Source organism: Acinetobacter schindleri (genome assembly GCF_010918895.1).
Taxonomy (GTDB): domain Bacteria; phylum Pseudomonadota; class Gammaproteobacteria; order Pseudomonadales; family Moraxellaceae; genus Acinetobacter; species Acinetobacter schindleri.
The window spans coordinates 1,580,160-1,603,096 of record NZ_CP044483.1; the positions used below are offsets into that span (position 1 = coordinate 1,580,160).

Here is a 22,937-nt window from a genome sequence, read left to right on the forward strand (position 1 = left end):
ATATTGATCCGAAGTCCACTTCATACTTTAATATTTATATCAATTTAACTCTAAACAAAAATATTCTTTTTATTGACCAGTTAACTCTTAAAATTAAAAAACATTCAAAAATTAAAATGCCGGCATTGAGCCAGCATTTTAATTTAAGTGAGCTATTTAACCGGCTATAACACCGCCATCATTGCGCGTAATCACAACAGTTGCCGAACGTGGACGTGCGGTCTTATTCGAACGATCTGATTGACTTGCAGGCCAGTTACTGGTTGGAGCATCAAAGGTTTTAGAATCTTCACCTGGATGCTGTACATTGATGAAAATGGCTTTATAGTCCGGTGTCATGGTCACACCTGTAATTTCACACTCTTTTGGACCAGTCAGGAAGCGACGTAAATTTTCATCGGTCACTTGGGCACCCGCAATCGTCGCTTGACCATTAGAGGTTGTTGCTGGACCACCATCACCTACTTGTCCAGGCAGGGCAGCCAGCATCATACAGTTAGTGGTATCTGTATAAGCGCCGTCGTCTGTCTGAATCCAGAGTACGCCACGAGGATCAAACCACATACCGTCTGGTGAAGACAGATCATTATTATCATTTAAACCCGACAGGTTGATATTGGCATCCATCGATGCTTCAGCACCGAATAGGTAGATATCCCATTCAAAGCTTTCTGATGCAGTGTTTTCTTCCTTAAAGCGAATAATATGGCCATTCACATTACCTTTACCGCCTTCAGGATCTGAGTAATTACGTGGGTTGGCAGCATCAACAGGTTGTGTTGAACTATTGCCACGGTTACTGTTATTAGTCAGGGTAACGTAGACTTCACCGTTCTCCGGGTTAACGGCTACCCATTCAGGACGGTCCATCTTCGTTGCACCAACGGCATCGCCTGCCAAACGTGCAAAAGTTAATACATCCGCATCAGAGCTAAAAGGATATACCGCATTTTCTGCAGTTAAACCATTTTTACCGTGAGCAAGTTCAATCCATTGACCAGTTCCATCTGCATTGAACTTGGCAACATAGAACTTACCGTTATTCATATATTTGTCACCAGCACGGTAGCCGGTATTGATATCTTTTGGATCCCATTTTGCATCAGAGACAAATTTGTAAATGTATTCACCACGTGAGTCATCGCCCATGTAGAAGGCAAACTGTTCACCTTCAATCGCACGGCTAGCACGACAGTCTTCGTGAGCAAAACGGCCCAGTGCAGTACGTTTTACCGGATTTGCACTATTATCAAATGGGTCAATTTCAACAATCCAGCCAAAGGTATTTGGTGCATTACGATAGTCTTGACTTGCAGAGGCTTTGGTTACGTTAGCTGACCAGCGGTCATACATATCTTGTGATTCAACTCCAGCCTGAGCTGTTTCCCATGCATAACGTGAAGATTTATCTAAATAAGCAATACGGCCTTGCTTATCGAGTTCAGGAATTTTTTGATTGAGGGCATCTTTAAGATAAATGATGCTGCCTTTTTCATCACGTTTAACTGTACCATCGGCATTTTTTTCAGTTTGATATGAAATATCTAAGCCTAAGCCATAACGCTTAAGTGCAGTTTTCTCAGCTTCGCTACGATCTGCATATTGGTCTGTACCTGAACGCTGGAAATAACCAATAAAGTTTTCCTCGGCAGTTAAATAAGTGCCCCATGGTGTATAACCATTACCACAGTTATTGTGTGTACCACGAGTCTGACGACCGGTAGGAGAGAAAGCAGTGCGGACTAATGGAGAGTTTGTCACCGGCCCAGAAAAATCCATCACTGTTGAAGCCGTAATACGGCGGTTAAATGGTGAGGATTTAACGATTTCTACCGCTTGAGTTTCGGTATTTTTCTTAATATGCACAATTGAAACACCATGTGCATTCACTTCACGGATGACTTCATCTTCTGGACGACGACCATCAACTTTTGTTGGTCCTTGAGGATGTAAAAAAGTTTGATTGATATATTCATGGTTCATCACCAGCAGGCCATGCTCAGATGCATTCTCGTCATAACGGCCAGTCTTAGTGCTTAAACCAAAATAGCTCATACCATCGTGGCAGTCACCAGAACGGAACTGAAAGCTTGGGCCGTTCGGAATATTGTTATCGTCCCAGTCAGAGTAGATAGGATGAATTGAGTCACCCATTGCATATAGGACAGTGGCTGTATAGCCTTCAGGAACCGTAACCCAGTCATCCAGGTTTTTTTTCACTGGGCTAAAACTTAATTTTTCTGGACGAGCATTGTTGTCTGCTGGCGGATTCGGATTGCTCTCATCGTCCCCAATATTGCCATTTTCATTGTCATCGCTACACGCAGTCAGGCTAGAAGCCAGTGCCAATGCTGCAGCCCCACTTGCAGTCTTTGCAATCAAGTCACGACGTGACATAGATTGTTCTAGAATATCCCGAAAATGATGATTATCTGAAGTGTTATTGTCCAGTTCCTGATTTTCATCATAAGGTAGGTAATCTGTCATTGTTTTATTCCCACAACTAAGGTTTGGTTGTTTTAAAGTCAGAAATAAACTAGCAGTTAAATATGACTAAAAGGTGAAGCTTTTATTTCAAAATAATTAAATAAAACATTTATTTATATAAATAAATTAATGTTAAAAAGCCCCCAGTAAGGAGGCATTTTTTCTTAATTAGCTATTTTTCAGATGTCGCTTTTCCAGAAATTTTCCCGCCATTAAACCTAGCTCAAACAGCAGCCACATGGGTACAGCCAGCATGATCATGGACAGGGCATCAGGGGGCGTTACAAACATGGCCACAAAAAAACACCCCACCACAATAAAGCGTCTTTTTTCTACCAAAGTCTGTGTGCTTACCACACCGATCAGAATCAATAACAGGGTAATAATCGGAATTTCAAAGGTAAATCCAAACACCAGAAAAAGTTTTAAACAGAAGGCCAGATAACTATTAATGTCAGTCATGGGCGCGACAGTTTCAGGCGATACACTGATAAAAAAATGCAGGATAGACGGCAAAGCCACCAGATAGGCAAAAGCGATACCCGCATAAAACAGGACAATGCTGCCAATCAGGAGCGGCAAAGCCAGACTTTTTTCTTTTTCATATAGTGCCGGCTTAACGAAGGCCCAAAGTTGATACAAGATAAAAGGCATGGCGATCAGCAGGGCAACAAAAAAGTTCAACTTAAACGGCGCCATAAATGTCGCAGTTACATCGGTGGCAATCATGGTAGAACTTGCCGGTAACTGGGCACGTAAGGGCTCGGATAAAAGCTGATAAGTATGCGTCGCAAATGGTAGCAGACAGAAAAACAGTCCGATCAGTATTCCCACAATCTTGAAAAGATGCTTGCGCAGAATCACTAAGTGCCGGGTAATCGGCATTTCTTCTAGGTGAACTTTCTGGGGATCGCTGCTGGCTTGAGTCGACGGTAAAATATTCATACGGCCACCTTCATGTCAGGATATTTTTTTCTTGCTTGGCGACCTGCCTAGCCGGAGTTAAATGAACCGGGGAAAGCGGTTGATTGACCAGTTCATAACTTGACTGAGTTTTCAGTACCGGCTGTTCTGAAATTTTTGTGACCGGCTCAATTGGTGCATTGAGATCAGCCATTTGTGCTTGCATTTTGGCTTCCAGTTCCTGAATACGTTTCAGCTCGGATTGCATTTGCTCACGTAGTTCAGACAGACGCAATTCACGGTCAAGATCATTTTGTATATTGCTGACGGTTCTTTTTATCTTGGTAGACCATTTACCTATAAAACGAACTGCCTCAGGTAGCTTATCTGGCCCGAGCACTAGAAGTGCAATTACCCCAAAGGCTAGCAGCTCAGTCATTCCAATATTGAGCATGACGATACCTTAACTTTTGATTGAACTCTCGCTGACTTTAACTTCAGCATCAATAGTGCGGGGCTGTTGAATTTTTGCTGCTTCAGCCTCTTCTTCACGCACAGATTTTTTAAAGTCCTTGATTGCACCGCCAACATCTTTGCCCAGATTTTTGAGTTTAGACGTGCCAAAAAGTAAAATTACGACGATTGCAAAAATAAGTACGTGCCAAATCGATAATCCTGCCATGTTGTCCTCATTACATCTTTTTTAAATTTATGGGCTTATCTCAACATTAATAAATGACAAATCCATGACGTTTTGATGGCAGTTTGGAGACAGGAAGCAAGAGGGAAGTTCGCAATGAGGTGTGCTATTTATTTTTTTAAATTTTTCTGGTTTATAAACTTAGTAAAGTTAATATTTTAAGAAATGAAAAAAAGTAAACATCCCCAACTAAGAATATCTGAATTACCATTCTCCACGATTATCTTTGTAGATATACCGTGTAATTCAGAAAGCGTTTATTAGCTAATTATTCGCTATATAGCGAAATATAGAGGTATGAACTCTAATGTTCGCCATATAGCAAATATAAGATAAATATATTAAGATATTCGCCATATAGCAAACTTATATATACTGGTTAGCAATATTTCGCTAAATGACGAACAGATGGGGGTGGTTTTATGGCTAGTCGTGCAGAGATTGGAGTAAAAATACGTGAAGCAAGGCGGAAATTAGACTACACACAACAAATGATGGCAAAAAAATCTGGAGTCAATAAATCTACCATTTCTGAAATAGAAAATGGTCGTTTCACAGGCTCATTTGATATTTTTGAACGTCTAATAGATGCGGTTGGATTGCAGTTTGAAGTCACGCCCAAAAAACGAAATCTGCCAAATTGGAATGACATCGACACTCTATTTAGTGAAGAAGATTGATGGACAACTTTCAATTACCCACAGAAATCAAGTCTATTGAAATATTTACAGATAATTTCAAACAGGGCTTGTTGACGCATAGTGGTCATTATTACTATCAACCAGTACAAGAACAAAGATTTGTATCTCTTACAATGACTTTACCGGATATGCAGGGATATTCACATGGGGCATTACATCCTATTTTTTCCCAAAATTTACCAGAGGGGCATAATCGCCATTTTATTGCCAGTAAACTTGCTCGATATGCCAATGTAAATGAAATGTATTTATTGGCTCTGCAAGACGCTAATGGTATTGGCATGTTGTCCTATAAAAGTGAATTGCAATTACCAGAAGTAGAAATAGTTAGCCTCGATGAAATTCTTAACTACAATAGCCAAGTTCCACTTTTTCCACAATTATTAGAAAAATACTATTTACGAAACTCTTTAGCTGGAGTTCAGCCCAAAGTTAGCATTCCTAATGTGACTAGTCTAACGGAGCGCACTGTTCAACAAAAAGACCTGATTGTTAAGTCTTATGATGCAGACTTTGATTTGCTTACGGTAAATGAATTTGTCTGTATGGAAGCTGCTCGTCATTGTGGTTTACAACCACCAAAAACATATCTATCAGCCAATTTAGAAACCTACATTATTGAGCGTTTTGATAAAGCTGCTGATGGAACCAAGTTAGGCTACGAGGATTTTACTACTCTTCTCAAAAGATCTAATGACCCAAACGAGAAGTACAAGGGGAGCTACGAAAACTTGCTGAAAGCCACCTATCTATACACCCGAAGTGAAGCAGAAGTCGTAAAAATGTATAAGTACATTGTTTTTAATTGCCTGATCGGGAACGGTGACGCTCACCTTAAAAACTTTGCTCTGCAATACACGCCAGATATGAGTGAGATCTTTGTATCACCACCTTTTGATATCACACATACACTCATTTATAAAAATATTGATGATCAGCTTGCCCTTAAAATAAATGGCAGTAAGCAATTCCCAACTAAGGCAGAGCTGTTGAAATTGGCTGAAAGTCCTGAATTTCGCATTAGAAATGCCAAAGAAATTATAGAGTATTTCAGTGACCAAATTGCTAACTATTTAAAGTTATCCAATGAAATTGAATACTTAGATGGATTGCGAGAATCTATTGAGCAGAATCTATCAAAGGTAATGAGCACTCATTCAATCAAGCCTGTATATAGACATGACAAAAAGAAAAAGTACAAATAATCCATTCTAGAATAATTTACAACCGTAGTAGCTACTATTATTGAGAGATGCCCTCAGAGACGTGGGATTTATTTTCCATTCAATGATATAGAATAAACCCGAACAGACTGGTCATATCGGTAACAGGCTGACATTTATTGAGGGAGGGAAGTGTTGACTTAGGTATTCCTTGGCAGTTTGGCGGGATCAGAGATAGTAATATTGCGGTTTTGAGATTAGTAGATATAAGTAACACCAGAATGGATTTCTCAGATTTACAGTAGAAATTTTTTTAAAAAGCTTGAATACCAAGATGCAATTCGCAAGGAAGGTGAAGATTTTGCGATTGAATACAAACGAAAAGCTTTGGTCGCTAATGTATAAAAATCGATGAAAATTTTTGATAGATCGAAGATTTTATTTGATAAAACTAGTAATGATTTTTTCCTAAGTGAGTTTTATTTCATTATTAGCTTTATTTTTTCGCAATTTCATTTTTAGCTTTAATTTCTACTGAAAATTTCAAAATTAATTTTTATGAACAACATATATAGAGATAGGCTATCTGCATAACATCCTATTTAACATAATATACATTATACGAAATCAGTATGTTACTCACCATTCAAAATGTCTATATTCTCACCAATAAAAATGTCTAGTTTATGATGGTTTAAACATCATGGACTGGATATGAAATATAGATGCTGATCACTATGTCTGACAAAGAAATTCAACGTCTTGCTGTTCTGCAAGACGTTCGAGATCATCGTATTACACAAGTCCGTGCTGCTGAAATCCTTAATCTTTCAACCCGTCAAATTACCCGGTTATTACAGAAGCTCAATCAAGATGGTGTTTCAGGTATGGCGCATGCCAGCCGTGGTCAACCTGGCCATCGTCGCCATGATGATTTATTAAAATCAAAATGTCTTTCCATTATTTCCGAACATCTGCTGGGATTTGGACCTACCTTGGCCCATGAGAAGCTCAGCAGCATATTTGACCTGAATATCCCGGTAGAAACGCTTCGGCGCTGGATGACTGCAAATGACCTCTGGATTCCGCGATCCAAGCGCCTTAAACGTCCATATCAGCCACGTTATAACCGTGATTGCTTCGGTGAGCTGATCCAGATTGATGGCTCATATCATGACTGGTTCGAAGGACGCGCTGCTAAGTGCTGTTTATTGGTGTATATCGATGATGCCACTGGAAAGCTGTTGCATCTGCGCTTCTGTGAGGCAGAAACGACCTTCGACTATATGCTTTCAACCCGAGCCTACATTGAACAATACGGTAAGCCTCTGGCCTTTTATAGCGATAAACATTCGGTCTTCCGAGTGAACCAGAAATCGAGCCAGGACAGCAAGATCACGCAATTTGGCCGGATTCTGAATGAGTTAAACATTGATATTATCTTTGCCAACTCACCACAGGCTAAAGGTCGCGTAGAACGCGCGAATAGAACCCTTCAAGACCGTTTGATCAAGGAGATGCGTCTGGAAGGCATCAGTTCAATTGCCGAAGCCAATGCCTGGTTACCCTGCTTTATTGAGCATTTCAACCAGAAGTTCGCCAAGTGTGCGCGAAATTCAAAGAACTTACATCGTCCGCTAACAGAGTCTGATGCTGAGCTGGAGGATATATTCACCTGGCAGGAACCGCGTAAGGTCACGAAGAACCTCACCATCACCTATGACAAGTGTATTTATCTGCTTGAACCGACAGAGCTGAATCATAAGCTTGTTGGGCAATACATTTCATTTCTGGAGTACCCGGATGGCACTGTGGCGATCATGCATGAAGGACGGAAGATCAACTATAGTGTCTTCAATAAACTGGCTGGACTACAGCAGAATGAAGTGGTTGAGAATAAAAGATTAGGCTCGGTTCTGGCGCATATCCAGCAACAGCATGAAGAGTTGGAAAAACAAAATAAACGTTCCCGTCTCAAGAAAAGTATGCCGAGTCGTAAAGCTCAGAAAGCGGTTATTGAACAAAGAAATTTAAATCCTGTGCTTGACTCTTGCAGTTAAAAACAGGACATTTTAAATGGTTTATCGCATAGACATTTTAATTGGTGAATAACACAGTAATAAAGTGGTTATGAACTCTATGGGCAAGTGGCTGAATCCGTTGGACTCACTTGGGGCGGTCGCTGGAAATCAATCAAAGATTATGGTCATACTGAATATCGGATGCCCGGTCTGAAAAAAACTGCTGAAATGGCAGCCCAGCTGATTAATGAAGGTCAGCTACAGGCAGCTGCATACTGACCTTCAAGTTCTAACAGATTTTATTGTTGTGCATCCAGAAAGGCTTGCATATGGTTCAGCACCTCTGCTGGCTTTTCACCATGTAGCCAATGCCCTGCGCCTTCAATGAGTTCAACATTGGCATGCGTAAACTGACGTTCAATCGCAGCGAATTGCTCTGGTTTGGAAATATAAAATGAGTTCCCGCCTCTTAAGAAAAGAGCTGGTATATCAACTGGCGCGAGATCTTTCCAATGTAGAATATCCTGATAATGATTATATAATGCCTGCACATTAAACAGCCATTGTCCTTTATTAAAGGATTTTAGCAGGAATTGAATCACCATTTCTTCTTGTAAATATTCACGCATGATTTTTGTCGCATCCAAGCGTGAATTGACGTTGGCACGCTCTACAGCAAATAAAGCCTCAAAAATTTTTACATGATGATTTTCATGATATTGAATTGGAGTGATATCAAGAACCACCAGTTGCTCTACCTGATCTCGTGCAATATCAGCCAGCTTCATGGCAACCTTGCCGCCCATAGAATGCCCCACCACAACAAATTTTGTGATGTTGAGACTATTTAGGGTTTCAAGCACATCTTCTGACATGAGATGGTAATCATGTTGCTCGGTATGTCCCGATAAACCATGATTGCGTAGATCTAACTGAATGACTGTACGTTGACTTGCAAAATGTCGCGCCAGCATTCCTAAATTACTCAAGCTTCCGAATAAACCATGAATGAAGACCATTGGTACAAGTGTAGAGTCATCATGAGTGGTGATTTGGTAGTTGAGGATCATTTGAGAATTCCGTGATTTCATATTTCAGTTGTTGATATTGGAATTTTATTGGAAATTAATCAATTGCCAATTCTTAAAATTATTAATTTTGCTTAGGCTATTTATATTATATAGAGTTATTTGCTTAGGCTATTTGTCAAACTTATTTTTAGCGTTGTGAATGTAGTCTTTTGTTCCTCAATATTTGAATGAATCATCAGGCATAAACTAAAGGAATCTTGTTGAATGAGTACGAGGAAATAATTGAATGTTGATTTCGGGAATATGGTCTTAATTTTTCAGTAAGACATCAATGGATTCAAAACCGTCTCTCCCCGTTATGATTATCTTCACTATATATAATTTCTTAGGCTATTTTTTGATGATACGGAATGAAAAAGTTATGCTATCTCACCTTCCGCATTAATGTTTAATAATTTTAACCAATACTTAATTTTTCTTGGTATATTCCCCGGGAAAATTCTCATCCATCTTATTTTTATGTAGTTTTAATAAATTAAATATCAGAAAATTAACCTAATTCAAAGGCTTTGATTTATCTTCTTTAGCGGATTGCTCTGCCCTGCTCTTACAAAATACGCCTGCAGTCATGCCAGAATTGTTAATGCTCTGATTTTGACGGTCCAGATAGTTCTGTGCAACCATCTCCATCATGGAAGCCATACTCAACTGGCTATTTTCCTGAGAAGCTTGCAAAATATTCTGATAAGCCTGAATGCGATCACATAATGCCTGACGTTCGGTGCTGATACTCGGCTTTTCTGACGCTGTATGCGGTTCATCTAGAATGGCTTTGCTTTCATTAACCACGCGCGTTTGCTCAGCAATATACTGATCAAATTGCTCTTGGGTCATTTTCTCGGCTACGGCGTAATTCGTGATGAATACACCGTTAAGCCCCAGAAAAATAGCAAATGCTAATCGGTTCATTCCTGACCTTCTTTCCATACATCTTCATAATCATCAGCATCGATCATGAAACGAAAGCCTTGATCTAGTGCCAGATAAGGAAGAACTTCTGGAGCAATATCCTGTAATTCACGTACAGTCATAATTTCAAAGTCAGCATCGCTGGATACTTGTTCACCGCCGTAGATATACCAGCTCACTTTTGTCGCTGCATCTGGGGCCTTGCGAATACCAACAATGGGGTCCTGATTCAGGGTATGGACGGCCACTGCAATGACGTCATCCCCACTCACCTCTACATAAGCAGAACCGACTTCTTCGCATAACAATTTCTGTTCAGCAATAAGCTCTTGAAGCGGTGAAAGTTTCTGGGTGTTCTTTGACATGGCGCCATTTCTCTTAGATTTAATGCGCCCTAAGTGTAGCCTAATTTTTATGATTCGGAATATGCTTTTATCGACTTTAAAGTGGCATCTACCTATAAGAATTTAGACAGATGCCAGTTTTTCAAATTATTGGAATACTTTGAAACGGTCTTGATCCGCCATAAAGTCTTTGGCACGCGCCTCGCCTTCTACTGAACCAAATACCAGTTGTGCTCTCAGTTGCCAGTTTGCTGGAACGTCCCATTCTGCATGAACCTGTTCATCTACGATCGGATTGTAATGCTGTAAAGATGCACCCAAGCCTTCAGTATGCAGTGCTGTCCAAGTCGCAAACTGAGCGATCGCAGTAGAATGTTCTGCCCAGATCGGGAAGTTATCTGCATAAGATGGGAACTGATCTTGTAGGCCTTTCACGACATCTAGGTCTTCAAAGAATAAAACCGTCCCTAAGCCTGCAGCAAAAGTCCCCATTTTCGCTGCGGTTTTTGCAGCACTTTCTTCATCTTTGGCATAACTTTTTAATTTTTCTGCGACAAAGCCCCAGAATTTCTCATGTTCACCATTAAACAGAATCACGGCACGGGAAGATTGTGAGTTAAATGATGAGGGACTTTGTTTAATAGCGTTTTGAATCAAATCAGTTAGGAATTCAGGAGATTGTGTGGCATTCTTGCCAATCGCGTAGATTGTACGGCGTTTTGTAATTAAATCTAAAAACTGATTCGACATTAGTGAAAATCCTTTGATATATCTTCGGAAAAACTGGAACCTTCACTTATTTTTATGAAGGAAATCTAATAAATAAGAATTCTATAATTCATTTACTCATTAGTACTTATAGCTTAAGAAAATATGCTTAGAATAGCTATATTATTAAAGTAATATCTTTATATATTCTCATGATAAAGAATGGCTTATTAATTTATTTTTTATCAAAAGATAAAATAAATGCCCTTTTATGAACCAATTTCTGTTTTAAAATAAGTCATCATGTTCAATGATGCAGGAGAATTTTTTTGAATGAAAAATAGAAAGATTTGCTTAGGCTATTTGTGAGAATTGAACTCATCAAATAGTTTTTTGAAACCTATTAAAATTCATCCCCCAAATATGGAGGATGATATTAAATTAATCAGTTTAAATTTACTTAGAATTTGGCATTAAGGACTTGAACAGAGACTTTATTTTTCCACAGTTCACGTAATACTGGCAGATAAAACTTCTCGCCCAGATCAACCAGTTCAGCATCAATCAGAGCATGGATATCATGCATAAATAGATAATCCAGCTCTACAGTCGTGAGCTTCATATGCTTTTTTTGATATTCCTTACGCTTCTGCTGTGCCTGTTTAACAAGCTGATCTGCAAAGGCTTTATCTTTGAACTGAGTAATTGCATTTAAACGCAGTTCAATAATCCCCCAACCAGCTAAAAACATCTGGAAAGTTTCAAAATCATTGGTCGTTGATTCCCATGACATTTCATCCAGATTTTCATTATCGGGAAGTACAGGTAAAAGAAGTTCCATAACACTTGAAAAAATCTTTTTAAAATTCAGAATAAATTTAACAGGATGCTCACCTGGATAATCCTTGAATTGCACCTTTCTTTGAACATCTGTTAAATAAATATCAAGCATAAAACAATCATCAGTGGTTAATCTCATCTAGTGCTATTGTACGCAACTCTGCCTGAGATAAAAACCACTGCTGACTATTCGATGATAAAACAGGTTTAAAGATTGAAAATAAAAGCGTTACAAGTTTTATTTCGCATTCGCTGAAACCATTTTTTCAGGACGGACGACTTCATCAAACTGTTCAGCTGTGACTAAACCAAGTTCTACCGCAACTTGTTTTAGAGTTTTACCTTCTTTATAAGCAGTTTTGGCAACCTTGGCTGCATTCTCATAACCAATCACCGGGTTCAATGCAGTAACAAGCATTAATGAATCATGTAAGAAATGCTCAATCTTGTCACGGTTCGGCTCAATACCGACGGCGCAGTGATTATTGAAACTATTACAGGCATCACCGAGCAGCTGAATGGATTGCAACAAGTTATACGCGATTACAGGCATAAATACATTCAGCTCAAAGTTACCCGATGCACCTGCCACATTAATGGTAGTGTCATTTCCAAGCACTTGTGCCACGACCATGGTCATCGCTTCGCTTTGAGTCGGATTCACCTTACCCGGCATGATGCTAGAACCCGGTTCATTTTCAGGAATACGGAGTTCCCCAAAGCCGCAACGTGGCCCACTGGCTAACCAGCGAATGTCATTGGCGATTTTATTCAGACTCACCGCTAAAGTTTTTAATGCACCGGAAGCAAAGACTGCCGCATCACGACCTGCCAAAGCTTCAAATTTGTTTGGTGCAGTGACAAATGGCAGTCCAGTCAGTTTTGCCAGAGTTTGCGCTGCTTTTACTGCATAGTCAGGATGGGCATTCAAGCCTGTACCTACTGCTGTCCCCCCTAAAGGCAATTCATATAAACCATGCAGTGCCTGTTCCAGACGCAATAAACCGTGATCTAGCTGAGACACATAACCACTAAATTCCTGACCCAGTGTCAACGGCGTAGCATCCTGTAAGTGAGTACGGCCAATTTTGACGATGTCTGAGAATTCCTGAGATTTGGCATGCAAGGTATCACGCAGTTTTTTTACTGCTGGAATCAGTAATTCATTGATTTGCAGACTTGCAGCGACATGAATTGCTGTTGGGAAAGAGTCATTCGTTGATTGAGCACGATTAACATGATCATTCGGATGAACCGGTTTTTGAGAACCTAAAGGATTTCCCAGATTCTGGTTAGCGATATTGGCAATCACTTCATTACAGTTCATATTGCTCTGCGTACCAGAACCTGTCTGCCACACCACTAACGGGAATTGACTATCCCATTGCCCTGCAATCACTTCTTCTGCTGCTGAAACAATATAACCTGAAAGTTCATGCGGAATCTGATTTAATTCGGCATTCGTCAAGGCTGCCGCCTTTTTAACCAGACCCATGGCACGAATCATGGGCCGTGGCAGACGTTCATTACCAATTTTAAAGTTCTGCAAACTACGCTGAGTTTGTGCTCCCCACAGTGCTTCACTGGGTACAGCAACTTCACCCATGGTGTCATGTTCAATACGTGTTTGCATATTTAACCTCTTTATAAAGTTTTAATATTTCCTTGTTCCATCTTAGGCAAAATAGAACAGTATGTAAATGATAATTATTATCAATAATTGGGATAGCGTTAATCGGTATTATTGCCCACGTAATGTGTTCTGATAAAAACGCCACTCGTCTTCAAGCATTTGCCGAATCGAACGCTGAGGCTGCCAGTTTAAAGTCTTCCTGGCCTTTTCCGCCTTAGAGCCAACCTGATCTACTTCCGGATTAGTGTAATATAGCGCCTCTTCCGTCTTGATATTGATTTGCGTCACTTCACCAATTTCATCGAGCAATTTCTGAATCGAAATCAATTCGCCCGCTATATCAAAGGCTTCACAGGCAAAACTTTGTGTACTGAGCCATTGCAGACTCTTAATGACTGCATCACAACAATCTAATACATGCAAAAAACTGCGTTCTACAGTTTTATCTTCAGTATTGGCCTGTTTTCGCAGTTCAATACTTTCCCGCTGTAAGGCCCCAACCTGCATGGCCAAAGGCACGATATTTTTTGGTAGCGGCGGTACCACTTCACCCAGTACCCCATGTTCAAAGGCACCCGAAATATTGCATAGTCTGAGGATCGCAATTTTCCATTCATTATCAGTACGTGCAGTATCACGGATAATTTCTTCTACCATCTGTTGAGACTTGATATAAGGGTTTGGATAACTGAAATTAAATGGTGTTTCTTCAGTCAGATCAGGACTGGATTGCCCATAAACAGCAAGGCTGGACAAATGCACAAGATTACGAACACCCGTCCGTTGCATGGCACGTAAGAGACTCATAATACAACTGACATTATCATTGTAATATTCCAGCGGTTTTAGTACCGATTCTTCTAATGATTTAAAGCTTGCAGTATGTACCACGGCGTCAATGGAATTCTGTTCAAAGACTTTGTTTAAAGCAGGCGTATTACGGATATCAATTTTAACAAAAGGCACATACATACCGGAAATGAACTCAAGACGTTCTAGTGTCTGCAGGCTGGCATTGGCCAGATTATCGACCACAATGACCTGTTGCCCTTGTGCGAGCAGACTTAAAGCAATATGAGAGCCTATAAAGCCTAAACCACCGGTCACTAAAATCATTGTATACTACCTTTTTATTATGTAGCCCAGATCAACTGCTTAGGTTGATCAAGCCTGTAGTGAATTTCATGAGCACCTTAATTCTTATTACCTCCGCCCCGACGTCGATACATGCGTGGCATGCCTTGGGACTTGCCAAAGCATTAAAGCAAAAACAGGAAGACTTTCGGGTTTTCTTTTACCAAGACGGTGTGTCTGTTGCTAATGCTTTGCAATGGGTACCGGATGACCAGCGTCACCTGACCCGTGAGTGGCAGTCCTTGCAAATACGTCTGCCCGTATGTGTAAGTGCGGCGTTAGCGCGTGGTATCACAGATCAGGAGAATGCTCAACGTCACAATATTCAACAGCATAATCTTGCAGATCAGTTTGAATTGGTCGGATTAGGGGAACTCGCTGATGCTGTTCAATCTGCACATCGTCTGCTTCAATTCTAATCGGTCTATTTTTTGGGATATGTTGCTTTTAAAAGGTATATTGTGTGAAATCTGTACTCGTTATATTAACTCAATCGAATCTGAATTCCTTGCAGGTTCATGAAAGTCTTTCTGCGACCATGGTACTTGCGACCTTTGGTTCAGACGTAAAAGTCTTATTACAAGGTGCTGCTTTAAGCCTATTACGTTCAGATCTGCAATTTGAACAGCTTAAACATGCGTTCAAAATTGCTTCCAACATGATCGATAGTTTTGAATTTTATGATCTGACCCCAATTCTGGTAGAAAGTAAAAATCAAAACTCGCCTTTTATACAAAATACTGAGCAAGAAATTGAATTTATCGAATTAAACCCCGCCTTTATTCAAGGCTTTGACCATGTATTGTATTGGTAAGGTTGCTCACCATGTCTGATAAAACTCTTTATATGATTCAAGCCAGCCATGCGGCTACAGCACAGATTCTCGAACAACTGTCCCAACTCTATAGCGAAAATGATCAGGTAATTCTGATGGGCGATGCAGTCTTGTCAGTTGAGCATCCATTTATTCAGCAGCTGAAACAGATTTATATGCTGAAAAATGAGGCTGAATTATTGTCTCAACCAGAAGTAAAAAATTTGAAAATTATTAACTATGCCGAATTTGCAGAACTATGCCTGGGCTTTAGTCGCTGTATTTCTATGAAGTAACACATACGGATCTATCATGAATTTAGAGTTAGACCAAGATGGTCATTTAGTGGACTATACCATCTGGAATGAAGACGTCGCACAGGTGCTTGCCGAGAGCTTAGAGTTAAAACTGACCCCTTGGCATTTTGAAATCTTACAGGCTGTACGTCAGTTTTATCAACAGTTTGGTCATTCTCCAGCGACACGTCCTCTCATCAAATTCCTGATAAAAACTGTAGGGCCTGAAATCAACAATGCTGTACTTCAGGAAAAATTTAATACAGGCTTGGTAGCACGCCACCTTAGCCGTTTGGCAGGCATTCCTAAACCAGCGAATTGCCTTTAAGCAGATGTATAATCACTACTCATGCAAGTTTAAAAACGATACAGTCTACTTAACTTGCATGAGATGGTTTTTATACCCTGTAGCTAAGAGTATAAAGTCTGCAATCATACAGACCTTCATCGCTCAGCTTAATTATGAAGCTCACGTTAATACATCAAACTGGTATTGTTCACCTCTAGATCATACCGTGCTTAAACTCATCTCATCAGAAATTATATGTGTTTCATAATAAGAATAACGCGTTTTCAATTTTGCCGATGCTCGTGTCAGTTCATGTTGGTACTCAGGCAAGAATGTCTGTAGCAAATTAATATTGGCGAGTGCCTCCTCCTGTTTAAGCGCCTTATTTTCCAATAATGTTTGTTGCCTGTTTAGAAATATTCTCAGCTGCAAATATTCAGGCTTATGTCCATCCTGCATTGCAAATAGCATACTGGCAAAATCTGAAACAAACTGAGCGCGCTGTTGGTTCAAAGGCTGAGATTGATTCCGCACCACTCCCTGACGCTGTACAGCCTGATTCAAACTTTCTGCCTGACGGTCTAGAAACGGCGTATGGGTATTCATCCCATAAAATGCTAAACTGCTGGTGCGCTTCAATCCCAATTCTTCCCGATGGATTTCATTATGGACCTGATAACCAATCAACCATAAGATTAAAAATAGAGCCACAGTACTAAGCAGGTAAACGCCTTTTTCATTCATATGCCATCTCCCGGTTAAAACCGTGCAGAAGTGATTCCCCAAGTGACAAAAATAGACAAACAGCGTTAAACCAGATAACGATCTTCATGAGCAATGCTCCAATTTATTTTTCTTTTAATTTCTTATTGTTGTAAGTAACTCATGGTTACCTTTGCATTAAAACAATATACAAATGCAAAAAAAATGTGTAGCGCTTTCCGACCAAAAGAAAACCCGAATTTTGCTCTCCGGGTTTAATTAAAATACTAATTAATGTCTTTTTAATACATTAAATTATTCATCAACTATATCAATAAAAGGTGCATTTAAAACCTTGGCTAAATCTGCTGGGTTTAGACCAATGTCCAAACCACGCTTGCCACCACTGACATAAATTTTATTCAGCCTTTCTGCTGATACGTCAATCACAGTTTTCAGGCGTTTCTTTTGTCCCACTGGGCTGATTCCACCCACCAGATATCCGGTTAATCGTTCTGCCTGTTTAGGATCTGCCATCTGCAATTTTTTACAACCGAATGTAGCAGCTACTTTTTTAAGATTAAGCTGATGATGAACAGGTAATACTGCCACAAAATATTGCTTTTCATCCGTGACTAATAGCGTTTTAAAAACCTCTTCAACAGCTAGGCCCAGTTTCTCTGCTGCTTCTAAACCAAAGCTTTTAGCATTGGCATCATGTTCATATTCGTGAATGCTATATTCGATTTTATTGGCTTTTAAAAGTTTGCAAGCTGGAGTCATGATATTTGACTATTTTGTTTTAGATAGCTGCATTATATAAAATTCACACCTTTCTCGAACATGTCTAGACTATTTATAAACCATATTATTCGATAAAGTTTCTACGAAAAGCCTTATTGCAAGAGGGTGAGTATCGTTGAGTTGACCTCCTACGACCATTCACCGACTTAGTAGACGACCTTTTGCCAATTTAAATGCTTTATCTTTTGGCTGAATATTCAGCATTGAATACAATTCTATGAACATTTCAGTCAATCTCACTATTTTGCGATACAGGAATTAAAAATAGGGCGAATCAGTAAGTTTAACTCACTACCTGATTCCACTGTTAAGCTCAGGAGTTGACTCTTTTTCTATGCATACTCACAACTCTAAGGGATCTTAAAATAATAGCTGATTGAGATATTTTTTAATTTAAAATAAATTAAATTCAATAACTTATTTAATAAAATCCTATATAATTAGAATTATTATATAAAAACCATTCATGGGCACTTTTTAAACAGAATTTTTTGTCACTAAAATTTAAGATGAATAAGCTTTAAACCTTAAATACTGCAAACATCTAGCAGGATCTGATCAAAAATAGTTGACTTCTTTATTGTCTGTCGGCAATGTTACATAAACATTATTAACTGTTTTAGCCAATTAGGCTTACAATGTAAAAATCCGACATAACTCCCATAAATGTCATTTTTTAACATTGCCAATTCCTTGCAAAGTTCTCATTATATAGCCCACTATCAGGCAGGCAACTTCTACACCAATTCAGACAAAATTTTTATAAAATGTAGAATTTCATGCCATAATAAAGGAAGTTTGCTGACATCTTGCAAACTTTTTTTGACACTTTTGAATTGGAGCAAGCTGAATGAGTTCGACCATTTTGGTCATTCATGGACCGAATCTTAATTTGCTGGGAAAGCGTGAACCAGAAGTATATGGTCACTTGACTCTTGATGACATCAATCAGCAGCTCAGCGTTCAGGCTAAAAATGCCACACTAGAATTAGACACTTTCCAAAGCAACTGGGAAGGTGCCATTGTCGACCGAATTCATCAAGCACAACAAGACGGCGTGCAATACATCATTATTAATCCTGCAGCTTTAACGCATACCTCTGTTGCAGTGCGTGATGCACTTCTTGGCGTTGCCATTCCATTTATTGAAGTCCATTTGTCTAACGTTCATGCACGTGAGGCATTTCGACATCATTCATATCTGTCCGATAAGGCGATCGGCGTGATCTGTGGTCTGGGTGCAAAAGGCTATGCCGCTGCCCTCGATTACATCATTGAAAAAATTCAATCTTCTAAGCAATCTTAATTAGGAATACTGTCTCATGGATATCCGTAAAATCAAGAAACTCATCGACCTGATGATTGAGTCTGACTTACAGGCGATCGAAGTTAAGGAAGGAGATCAATCCATTGCCCTGACTCGTCGCAATCCAGTGGTTGCAGCAGCTGTTCCTGCAATGCCTGCACCTGCAGCTGATGTACCTGCTGCAAAATCTGCACGTGGTGCTGTGGAAAAATCTCCGATGGTTGGTGTGTTCTATGCAGCACCAAGTCCAGGCGAAGCACCATTTGTGAAAGTGGGTCAAACTGTTTCTGCTGGTGAAACACTTGGTATTATTGAAGCCATGAAAATCATGAACCCGATTGAAGCAACTCAGAGCGGTGTGATTGAAGAAATTCTGGTGAAAAATGGTGAAGTGATTCAGTTCGGTCAGCCACTTTTCCGTTACCGCGCTTAATCACCTCGGGGATTCATAATAATGTTGCAAAAAGTTTTAATTGCAAACCGTGGTGAGATTGCCCTGCGCATCACCCGAGCTTGCAAAACTTTAGGAATTAAAACTGTCGGTGTCTATTCAGATGCTGACAAGGACTTGATGCATCTACGTTTCTGCGATGAAGCAGTATGTATCGGTCCTGGCGCAAGCAGTGACAGTTACCTAAATATTCCAGCAATTATCACAGCAGCTGAGATTACTGGTGCGGATGCGATCCACCCAGGTTATGGCTTTCTGTCTGAAAATGCTGAATTTGCTGAAATTGTTGAAAGTTCTGGCTTTATCTTTATTGGCCCACGTCCTGAACACATTCGCCTGATGGGTAATAAGGTTTCTGCCATTATTGCCATGAAAAAAGCCGGCGTACCAACAGTACCAGGCTGTGACCATGCAGTAACCATCCACAATGCCCTTGCTGAAGCCAAAGAAATCGGCTTTCCGCTGATCGTAAAAGCTGCTGCGGGTGGTGGCGGACGTGGTATGCGTATCGTTGAACGCGTGGATACCCTGCTCGAGTCTGTACAGGCGGCACAACGTGATGCAGAAATGTGGTTCGGCGATGATACGGTTTATATGGAACGTTTCCTGCAAAAGCCGCGTCATGTTGAAGTACAGATCTTAGGCGATGGTAATGGCCATGCGATCCACTTGTATGACCGTGACTGTTCTTTACAGCGCCGTCACCAGAAAGTACTGGAAGAAGCTCCTGCACCAAACCTGCCTGAACAGGCACGTGCTGACATTCTGGAAGCTTGCGTAAATGCATGTAAGTTAATGCAATACCGCGGTGCGGGTACCTTTGAATTCCTGTTTGAAGACGGCGAATTCTTCTTTATTGAAATGAATACCCGTGTTCAGGTAGAACATCCTGTCACTGAAATGGTGACTGGTGTTGACATCATTGAACAACAGCTTCGTGTCGCAGCCGGTCTGGGTCTGGATATTCAGCAAGAAGATGTCGTTGTTAAAGGTCATGCGATCGAATGCCGTATTAATGCGGAAGATCCATCTACCTTTATGCCATCTCCGGGCATGATTGAGACTTTTTACACACCAGGTGGTGCAGGTATCCGTTTAGATTCGCATATCTACCCAGGTTATAGCATTCCACCGTATTATGACTCGATGATTGCCAAGCTGATTTCACATGGTAAAGATCGTGAAACAGCCATTGCCCGTATGAAGCAGGCGCTTGATGAAATGATTCTGACTGGCATCAAGACCAATATCCCGCTGCATAAAGATCTGATCCTTCAGGATGAGAACTTCTGTGAGCAGGCAATGGATATTCACTATCTCGAAAAACATCTGCTTAAACAACTTGAAGGTGCTGAAGAAAAGGCTTAATCCTCTCTCAGTATCCTCAATAAAAAAACCGCTGATCATTCAGCGGTTTTTTTATTATCTGTAACCTTAAGGAAGAATACGTCTTAAAGTTGCAAAACACTGTTCTGCCTTTTCAGTAGCACAGAAATTAATCGTATGTGGGTTCTGCCATTTCACAAAATACTGTGAGACTTCACCAGACTGATCTTCCTGATTGCCAGAACAGTCTTTCTGGTTATTGTCATATTTCACCTGAAGAATTAAGGCCGGAACCTGAGCGGTGGTATCTTGCGGCAACTGATAGTCATAGATGCCTGATGACCATTCATCACCACTTTTAATAATCACATTGTTATCACTTTTAAAATTATAATATTCAATACACTTGCGGTTAGTCGGGATTTCCATTCCCCATAAGCCCATGATTTCAGGACGTGTTACGATACGGAAGGTATTGGCAACAGCTGAAGCTTGTGCTGCTGTTTGGGTATTTTTATTTATATCTGCAGCCATCGCCCAGGTGGTTAAGGTAAGCAGCATAAGGCTTAGACATGTTTTTTTCATATTAAAAATAGTATTCCTTGGATTGTCCCTAACTTAGCATATTTTTGACAGTGGGGAGTATGGCGAAAAATCATTTCATCTACTTAAATAAAAATATCAGCTAGATACATAATAGCCATTTCTTTTCCACATTATTTTGTTTATATTTTGTACTTATGCGATTTTAAGTATTGATTAAATTACAAACAATCAAAAACAAAAAGAAAGATCTCAAAGCTTATTTAACTAAAAAAACAGCATGTGATTTTTCATTGTAAATATACTAAGGTAGCTTCATTTTGCGATTTGCTGATTTTAAAGAAAAACAACTGGATCCGGATAGCTCTGCATATCTCATTATTGCGCTGTTAATTCTTATCTGTAGCTTTATTGGCATTGCAACGCGACCAACCGGCTATTTAGCATTTTTATGGCCAGCCAATGCAGCCCTACTCGCCTTCTTTTTACGCTTTCCACAACTCAACAATAAAGGTGGCTGGCTAGGTGCGTTCAGTGCTTATATGTTTGCAGACCTGCTCACAGGTGACTTTTTTCTACAAAGCTTTTTTCTGACACTTTCAAATCTGTTAAGCACTATCGTTTCCCTATTCTGTATTCGCTATTTCAAAATTAATTATAAGTACTACAACAGCGGGTTTACCTTTATTCATCTGTTCGGTATCTGTGCCTTCGCAGGATGTCTGGCCAGCGCAGCATTTGCAGTGATTACTCTGGTGAATATCCCCGGTTCCTTTATCACTCCGGAAAACATGAAATCTGACTTTTTCCTGTGGTGGACTGGGGAAATGGTTAACTATATTATCATCCTCCCTTTGGTACTGGCCTTTCCTAGTGCCAAGCAAATTCGTTATTTTGCGAAAAATCGCAGGAAAAAATCTTATTCTTTCAGTTATTTTTTTCCGATGATCACTGTCGCAGTCTGTGTGGTTTTAACTCATATTTTTGCCGGGCCTGGCGCATTAATCTATCCTCTGGCCGCCTTAATCTGGGCAGCACTCACTTATCGTATTTTTACAATCTCGATTATTAATACACTGGTTCTGATTACCACTTACAGTAGCCTGACACAGATCTATCTGGCTGATCAAACCCTTGCAGATTCTACGACTTTTGTATCTTTACGTATCGGCCTGTTTATGCTGGCACTGGCACCACTGATTCTATGCATTATCAGCCAAAACCGGAATGAGCTGTATAAGCATGTGCTTTATCTCGCCAATTATGACAGTTTGACACGCACTATGAACCGTCATTATTTCTTTAAAGAAGGTGAAAGTTTACTAAAACAGTCTAGAAAATTGTCGTTCTCTCTTATTATGCTGGATATTGATTACTTTAAACGCTTAAATGATCAATACGGCCATCATGTTGGTGATGCAGTTTTACAGCAATTCTCTGAATTGGTGCGTACCAATCTGCGCAGCTGCGATCTGTTTGCCCGGATTGGTGGTGAAGAGTTTGTCGTCTTAATGTGGGATATAGAGCACGATGAAGCGCATTGGGTGGCTGAACGTATTCGTGAGCTGGTGCAGCAAACACCAATTTATCTGGAACACGGCAAATCGGTGCATATCACGGTAAGTTTGGGTATTACCCATCAGGAAGCACCACAGCAGACCGAATTGCAGGATCTGATCAATATTGCAGATCAGGCGCTTTATCAGGCCAAGCATATGGGTCGTAATCAGGTCGTACTTGCATCTTAAAATTTTTAACTTTTATTTATTCAA

Annotated in this window: 25 protein-coding genes and 1 pseudogene; 12 read left to right on the top strand and 14 right to left on the bottom strand. The window is 40.0% G+C overall.

All coding sequences use genetic code 11. The annotated features are described in order from the left end of the window. Positions 1-156: 156 nt before the first annotated feature. The 4 genes from FSC11_RS07650 to FSC11_RS07665 form a co-directional block, all read right to left on the bottom strand. Positions 157-2,487 carry a PhoX family protein gene (locus FSC11_RS07650; RefSeq protein ID WP_163166099.1) on the bottom strand — a complete coding sequence of 777 codons (2,331 nt, stop codon included), beginning with the start codon at positions 2,485-2,487 and terminating at the stop codon, positions 157-159. Between the two features lie 168 nt (positions 2,488-2,655). After that, a complete protein-coding gene (gene tatC / locus FSC11_RS07655; RefSeq protein ID WP_005222033.1) occupies positions 2,656-3,432 on the bottom strand; it encodes a twin-arginine translocase subunit TatC in 777 nt (258 codons plus the stop codon). A 10-nt stretch (positions 3,433-3,442) separates the two neighbouring features. Next, the gene (tatB, locus tag FSC11_RS07660; protein WP_163166101.1) at positions 3,443-3,844 is read right to left on the bottom strand and encodes a Sec-independent protein translocase protein TatB; all 402 of its coding nucleotides are present in this window, start codon (positions 3,842-3,844) and stop codon (positions 3,443-3,445) included. Positions 3,845-3,853: 9 nt separating this feature from the next. Continuing rightward, on the bottom strand, positions 3,854-4,072 hold the full coding sequence (locus tag FSC11_RS07665) for a Sec-independent protein translocase subunit TatA (RefSeq protein ID WP_004894723.1): 219 nt from the start codon (positions 4,070-4,072) through the stop codon (positions 3,854-3,856). A gap of 440 nt (positions 4,073-4,512) precedes the next feature. On the opposite strand from FSC11_RS07665, the gene FSC11_RS07670 reads away from it, so the two are divergent. The 4 genes and pseudogenes from FSC11_RS07670 to FSC11_RS07685 form a co-directional block, all read left to right on the top strand. Then, positions 4,513-4,770 (top strand): helix-turn-helix transcriptional regulator, encoded by a 258-nt coding sequence (locus FSC11_RS07670; protein WP_004894712.1) that lies wholly within the window; start codon positions 4,513-4,515, stop codon positions 4,768-4,770. Next, on the top strand, positions 4,770-5,996 hold the full coding sequence (locus tag FSC11_RS07675) for a type II toxin-antitoxin system HipA family toxin (protein WP_163166103.1): 1,227 nt from the start codon (positions 4,770-4,772) through the stop codon (positions 5,994-5,996). Before FSC11_RS07670 ends, FSC11_RS07675 begins: the two co-directional genes overlap by 1 nt. Before the next feature lie 683 nt (positions 5,997-6,679). Further along, positions 6,680-8,014, top strand: a complete 1,335-nt coding sequence (locus FSC11_RS07680; RefSeq protein WP_015060273.1) for an ISNCY family transposase — start codon at positions 6,680-6,682, stop codon at positions 8,012-8,014. A 66-nt stretch (positions 8,015-8,080) separates the two neighbouring features. Next, positions 8,081-8,254 (top strand): annotated as a pseudogene (locus FSC11_RS07685) (M15 family metallopeptidase); the annotation flags it as partial. 20 nt (positions 8,255-8,274) lie between these two features. Here FSC11_RS07685 and FSC11_RS07690 read toward each other — a convergent pair. The 7 genes from FSC11_RS07690 to FSC11_RS07720 form a co-directional block, all read right to left on the bottom strand. Next, the gene (locus FSC11_RS07690; protein ID WP_163166105.1) at positions 8,275-9,045 is read right to left on the bottom strand and encodes an alpha/beta fold hydrolase; all 771 of its coding nucleotides are present in this window, start codon (positions 9,043-9,045) and stop codon (positions 8,275-8,277) included. A gap of 516 nt (positions 9,046-9,561) precedes the next feature. Beyond that, complete coding sequence (locus FSC11_RS07695) at positions 9,562-9,975, bottom strand: hypothetical protein (RefSeq protein WP_163166107.1); 414 nt, start codon at positions 9,973-9,975, stop codon at positions 9,562-9,564. After that, the gene (locus FSC11_RS07700; RefSeq protein WP_163166109.1) at positions 9,972-10,340 is read right to left on the bottom strand and encodes an immunity protein Imm33 domain-containing protein; all 369 of its coding nucleotides are present in this window, start codon (positions 10,338-10,340) and stop codon (positions 9,972-9,974) included. Before FSC11_RS07700 ends, FSC11_RS07695 begins: the two co-directional genes overlap by 4 nt. 126 nt (positions 10,341-10,466) lie before the next feature. Then, on the bottom strand, positions 10,467-11,069 hold the full coding sequence (locus FSC11_RS07705; protein WP_163166111.1) for a nitroreductase family protein: 603 nt from the start codon (positions 11,067-11,069) through the stop codon (positions 10,467-10,469). 418 nt (positions 11,070-11,487) lie between these two features. Further along, positions 11,488-11,979 carry a hypothetical protein gene (locus tag FSC11_RS07710; RefSeq protein ID WP_163166113.1) on the bottom strand — a complete coding sequence of 164 codons (492 nt, stop codon included), beginning with the start codon at positions 11,977-11,979 and terminating at the stop codon, positions 11,488-11,490. 126 nt (positions 11,980-12,105) lie between these two features. After that, positions 12,106-13,500 (bottom strand): class II fumarate hydratase, encoded by a 1,395-nt coding sequence (gene fumC / locus FSC11_RS07715; protein WP_163166115.1) that lies wholly within the window; start codon positions 13,498-13,500, stop codon positions 12,106-12,108. 108 nt (positions 13,501-13,608) lie between these two features. Further along, complete coding sequence (locus FSC11_RS07720; RefSeq protein WP_163166117.1) at positions 13,609-14,616, bottom strand: SDR family NAD(P)-dependent oxidoreductase; 1,008 nt, start codon at positions 14,614-14,616, stop codon at positions 13,609-13,611. Between the two features lie 68 nt (positions 14,617-14,684). Here FSC11_RS07720 and tusD point away from each other — a divergent pair, with 68 nt between their 5' ends. From tusD to FSC11_RS07740, 4 genes are read left to right on the top strand one after another with little or no spacing between them, the layout of a single operon-like run. After that, positions 14,685-15,053 (top strand): sulfurtransferase complex subunit TusD, encoded by a 369-nt coding sequence (gene tusD, locus FSC11_RS07725; RefSeq protein ID WP_163166119.1) that lies wholly within the window; start codon positions 14,685-14,687, stop codon positions 15,051-15,053. Between the two features lie 44 nt (positions 15,054-15,097). Further along, positions 15,098-15,448 carry a hypothetical protein gene (locus FSC11_RS07730; RefSeq protein WP_163166121.1) on the top strand — a complete coding sequence of 117 codons (351 nt, stop codon included), beginning with the start codon at positions 15,098-15,100 and terminating at the stop codon, positions 15,446-15,448. Positions 15,449-15,459: 11 nt separating this feature from the next. Continuing rightward, on the top strand, positions 15,460-15,744 hold the full coding sequence (locus FSC11_RS07735) for a DsrH/TusB family sulfur metabolism protein (RefSeq protein WP_163166123.1): 285 nt from the start codon (positions 15,460-15,462) through the stop codon (positions 15,742-15,744). Positions 15,745-15,760: 16 nt separating this feature from the next. Continuing rightward, positions 15,761-16,072 (top strand): TusE/DsrC/DsvC family sulfur relay protein, encoded by a 312-nt coding sequence (locus tag FSC11_RS07740; RefSeq protein ID WP_163166125.1) that lies wholly within the window; start codon positions 15,761-15,763, stop codon positions 16,070-16,072. 180 nt (positions 16,073-16,252) lie between these two features. Here FSC11_RS07740 and FSC11_RS07745 read toward each other — a convergent pair whose 3' ends face one another. Together FSC11_RS07745 and ybaK are read right to left on the bottom strand one after the other, a co-directional pair. Beyond that, entirely contained in the window at positions 16,253-16,777 is a 525-nt protein-coding gene (locus FSC11_RS07745; RefSeq protein WP_163166129.1) for a hypothetical protein, read from the bottom strand. 273 nt (positions 16,778-17,050) lie between these two features. Next, entirely contained in the window at positions 17,051-17,518 is a 468-nt protein-coding gene (gene ybaK, locus FSC11_RS07750; RefSeq protein WP_004894581.1) for a Cys-tRNA(Pro) deacylase, read from the bottom strand. Between the two features lie 871 nt (positions 17,519-18,389). Here ybaK and aroQ point away from each other — a divergent pair. The 3 genes from aroQ to accC are packed head-to-tail and all read left to right on the top strand — an operon-like array spanning position 18,390 to position 20,664. Continuing rightward, entirely contained in the window at positions 18,390-18,845 is a 456-nt protein-coding gene (gene aroQ, locus FSC11_RS07755; protein ID WP_163166131.1) for a type II 3-dehydroquinate dehydratase, read from the top strand. 16 nt (positions 18,846-18,861) lie between these two features. Continuing rightward, positions 18,862-19,278 carry an acetyl-CoA carboxylase biotin carboxyl carrier protein gene (accB, locus tag FSC11_RS07760; protein ID WP_163166133.1) on the top strand — a complete coding sequence of 139 codons (417 nt, stop codon included), beginning with the start codon at positions 18,862-18,864 and terminating at the stop codon, positions 19,276-19,278. A 21-nt stretch (positions 19,279-19,299) separates the two neighbouring features. Continuing rightward, positions 19,300-20,664: an acetyl-CoA carboxylase biotin carboxylase subunit gene (gene accC, locus FSC11_RS07765; RefSeq protein ID WP_163166135.1), complete on the top strand. Its 1,365-nt coding sequence runs from the start codon at positions 19,300-19,302 to the stop codon at positions 20,662-20,664. A gap of 66 nt (positions 20,665-20,730) precedes the next feature. Here the strand turns inward: accC and FSC11_RS07770 are convergent, their stop codons facing one another. Continuing rightward, positions 20,731-21,156, bottom strand: a complete 426-nt coding sequence (locus FSC11_RS07770) for a hypothetical protein (protein ID WP_171521738.1) — start codon at positions 21,154-21,156, stop codon at positions 20,731-20,733. A 329-nt stretch (positions 21,157-21,485) separates the two neighbouring features. Here FSC11_RS07770 and FSC11_RS07775 point away from each other — a divergent pair, with 329 nt between their 5' ends. After that, the gene (locus tag FSC11_RS07775) at positions 21,486-22,913 is read left to right on the top strand and encodes a GGDEF domain-containing protein (RefSeq protein ID WP_163166139.1); all 1,428 of its coding nucleotides are present in this window, start codon (positions 21,486-21,488) and stop codon (positions 22,911-22,913) included. The last annotated feature ends 24 nt before the right edge of the window (positions 22,914-22,937 follow it).

What these genes read in the sequence shown, in the direction of transcription:
- FSC11_RS07735 (WP_163166123.1), top strand. Translation starts at nt 15,460, where the DNA reads ATGTCTGATAAAACTCTTTATATGATTCAAGCCAGCCATGCGGCTACA.
- fumC (WP_163166115.1), bottom strand. Translation starts at nt 13,500, where the DNA reads ATGCAAACACGTATTGAACATGACACCATGGGTGAAGTTGCTGTACCC.
- FSC11_RS07720 (WP_163166117.1), bottom strand. Translation starts at nt 14,616, where the DNA reads ATGATTTTAGTGACCGGTGGTTTAGGCTTTATAGGCTCTCATATTGCT.
- FSC11_RS07680 (WP_015060273.1), top strand. Translation starts at nt 6,680, where the DNA reads ATGCTGATCACTATGTCTGACAAAGAAATTCAACGTCTTGCTGTTCTG.
- tatC (WP_005222033.1), bottom strand. Translation starts at nt 3,432, where the DNA reads ATGAATATTTTACCGTCGACTCAAGCCAGCAGCGATCCCCAGAAAGTT.
- FSC11_RS07690 (WP_163166105.1), bottom strand. Translation starts at nt 9,045, where the DNA reads ATGATCCTCAACTACCAAATCACCACTCATGATGACTCTACACTTGTA.
- tatB (WP_163166101.1), bottom strand. Translation starts at nt 3,844, where the DNA reads ATGCTCAATATTGGAATGACTGAGCTGCTAGCCTTTGGGGTAATTGCA.
- FSC11_RS07710 (WP_163166113.1), bottom strand. Translation starts at nt 11,979, where the DNA reads ATGCTTGATATTTATTTAACAGATGTTCAAAGAAAGGTGCAATTCAAG.
- accB (WP_163166133.1), top strand. Translation starts at nt 18,862, where the DNA reads ATGGATATCCGTAAAATCAAGAAACTCATCGACCTGATGATTGAGTCT.
- FSC11_RS07675 (WP_163166103.1), top strand. Translation starts at nt 4,770, where the DNA reads ATGGACAACTTTCAATTACCCACAGAAATCAAGTCTATTGAAATATTT.
- FSC11_RS07770 (WP_171521738.1), bottom strand. Translation starts at nt 21,156, where the DNA reads ATGGCTGCAGATATAAATAAAAATACCCAAACAGCAGCACAAGCTTCA.
- FSC11_RS07745 (WP_163166129.1), bottom strand. Translation starts at nt 16,777, where the DNA reads ATGAATGAAAAAGGCGTTTACCTGCTTAGTACTGTGGCTCTATTTTTA.
- FSC11_RS07670 (WP_004894712.1), top strand. Translation starts at nt 4,513, where the DNA reads ATGGCTAGTCGTGCAGAGATTGGAGTAAAAATACGTGAAGCAAGGCGG.
- ybaK (WP_004894581.1), bottom strand. Translation starts at nt 17,518, where the DNA reads ATGACTCCAGCTTGCAAACTTTTAAAAGCCAATAAAATCGAATATAGC.
- FSC11_RS07695 (WP_163166107.1), bottom strand. Translation starts at nt 9,975, where the DNA reads ATGAACCGATTAGCATTTGCTATTTTTCTGGGGCTTAACGGTGTATTC.
- FSC11_RS07665 (WP_004894723.1), bottom strand. Translation starts at nt 4,072, where the DNA reads ATGGCAGGATTATCGATTTGGCACGTACTTATTTTTGCAATCGTCGTA.
- FSC11_RS07650 (WP_163166099.1), bottom strand. Translation starts at nt 2,487, where the DNA reads ATGACAGATTACCTACCTTATGATGAAAATCAGGAACTGGACAATAAC.
- tusD (WP_163166119.1), top strand. Translation starts at nt 14,685, where the DNA reads ATGAGCACCTTAATTCTTATTACCTCCGCCCCGACGTCGATACATGCG.
- FSC11_RS07705 (WP_163166111.1), bottom strand. Translation starts at nt 11,069, where the DNA reads ATGTCGAATCAGTTTTTAGATTTAATTACAAAACGCCGTACAATCTAC.
- FSC11_RS07700 (WP_163166109.1), bottom strand. Translation starts at nt 10,340, where the DNA reads ATGTCAAAGAACACCCAGAAACTTTCACCGCTTCAAGAGCTTATTGCT.
- aroQ (WP_163166131.1), top strand. Translation starts at nt 18,390, where the DNA reads ATGAGTTCGACCATTTTGGTCATTCATGGACCGAATCTTAATTTGCTG.
- accC (WP_163166135.1), top strand. Translation starts at nt 19,300, where the DNA reads ATGTTGCAAAAAGTTTTAATTGCAAACCGTGGTGAGATTGCCCTGCGC.
- FSC11_RS07740 (WP_163166125.1), top strand. Translation starts at nt 15,761, where the DNA reads ATGAATTTAGAGTTAGACCAAGATGGTCATTTAGTGGACTATACCATC.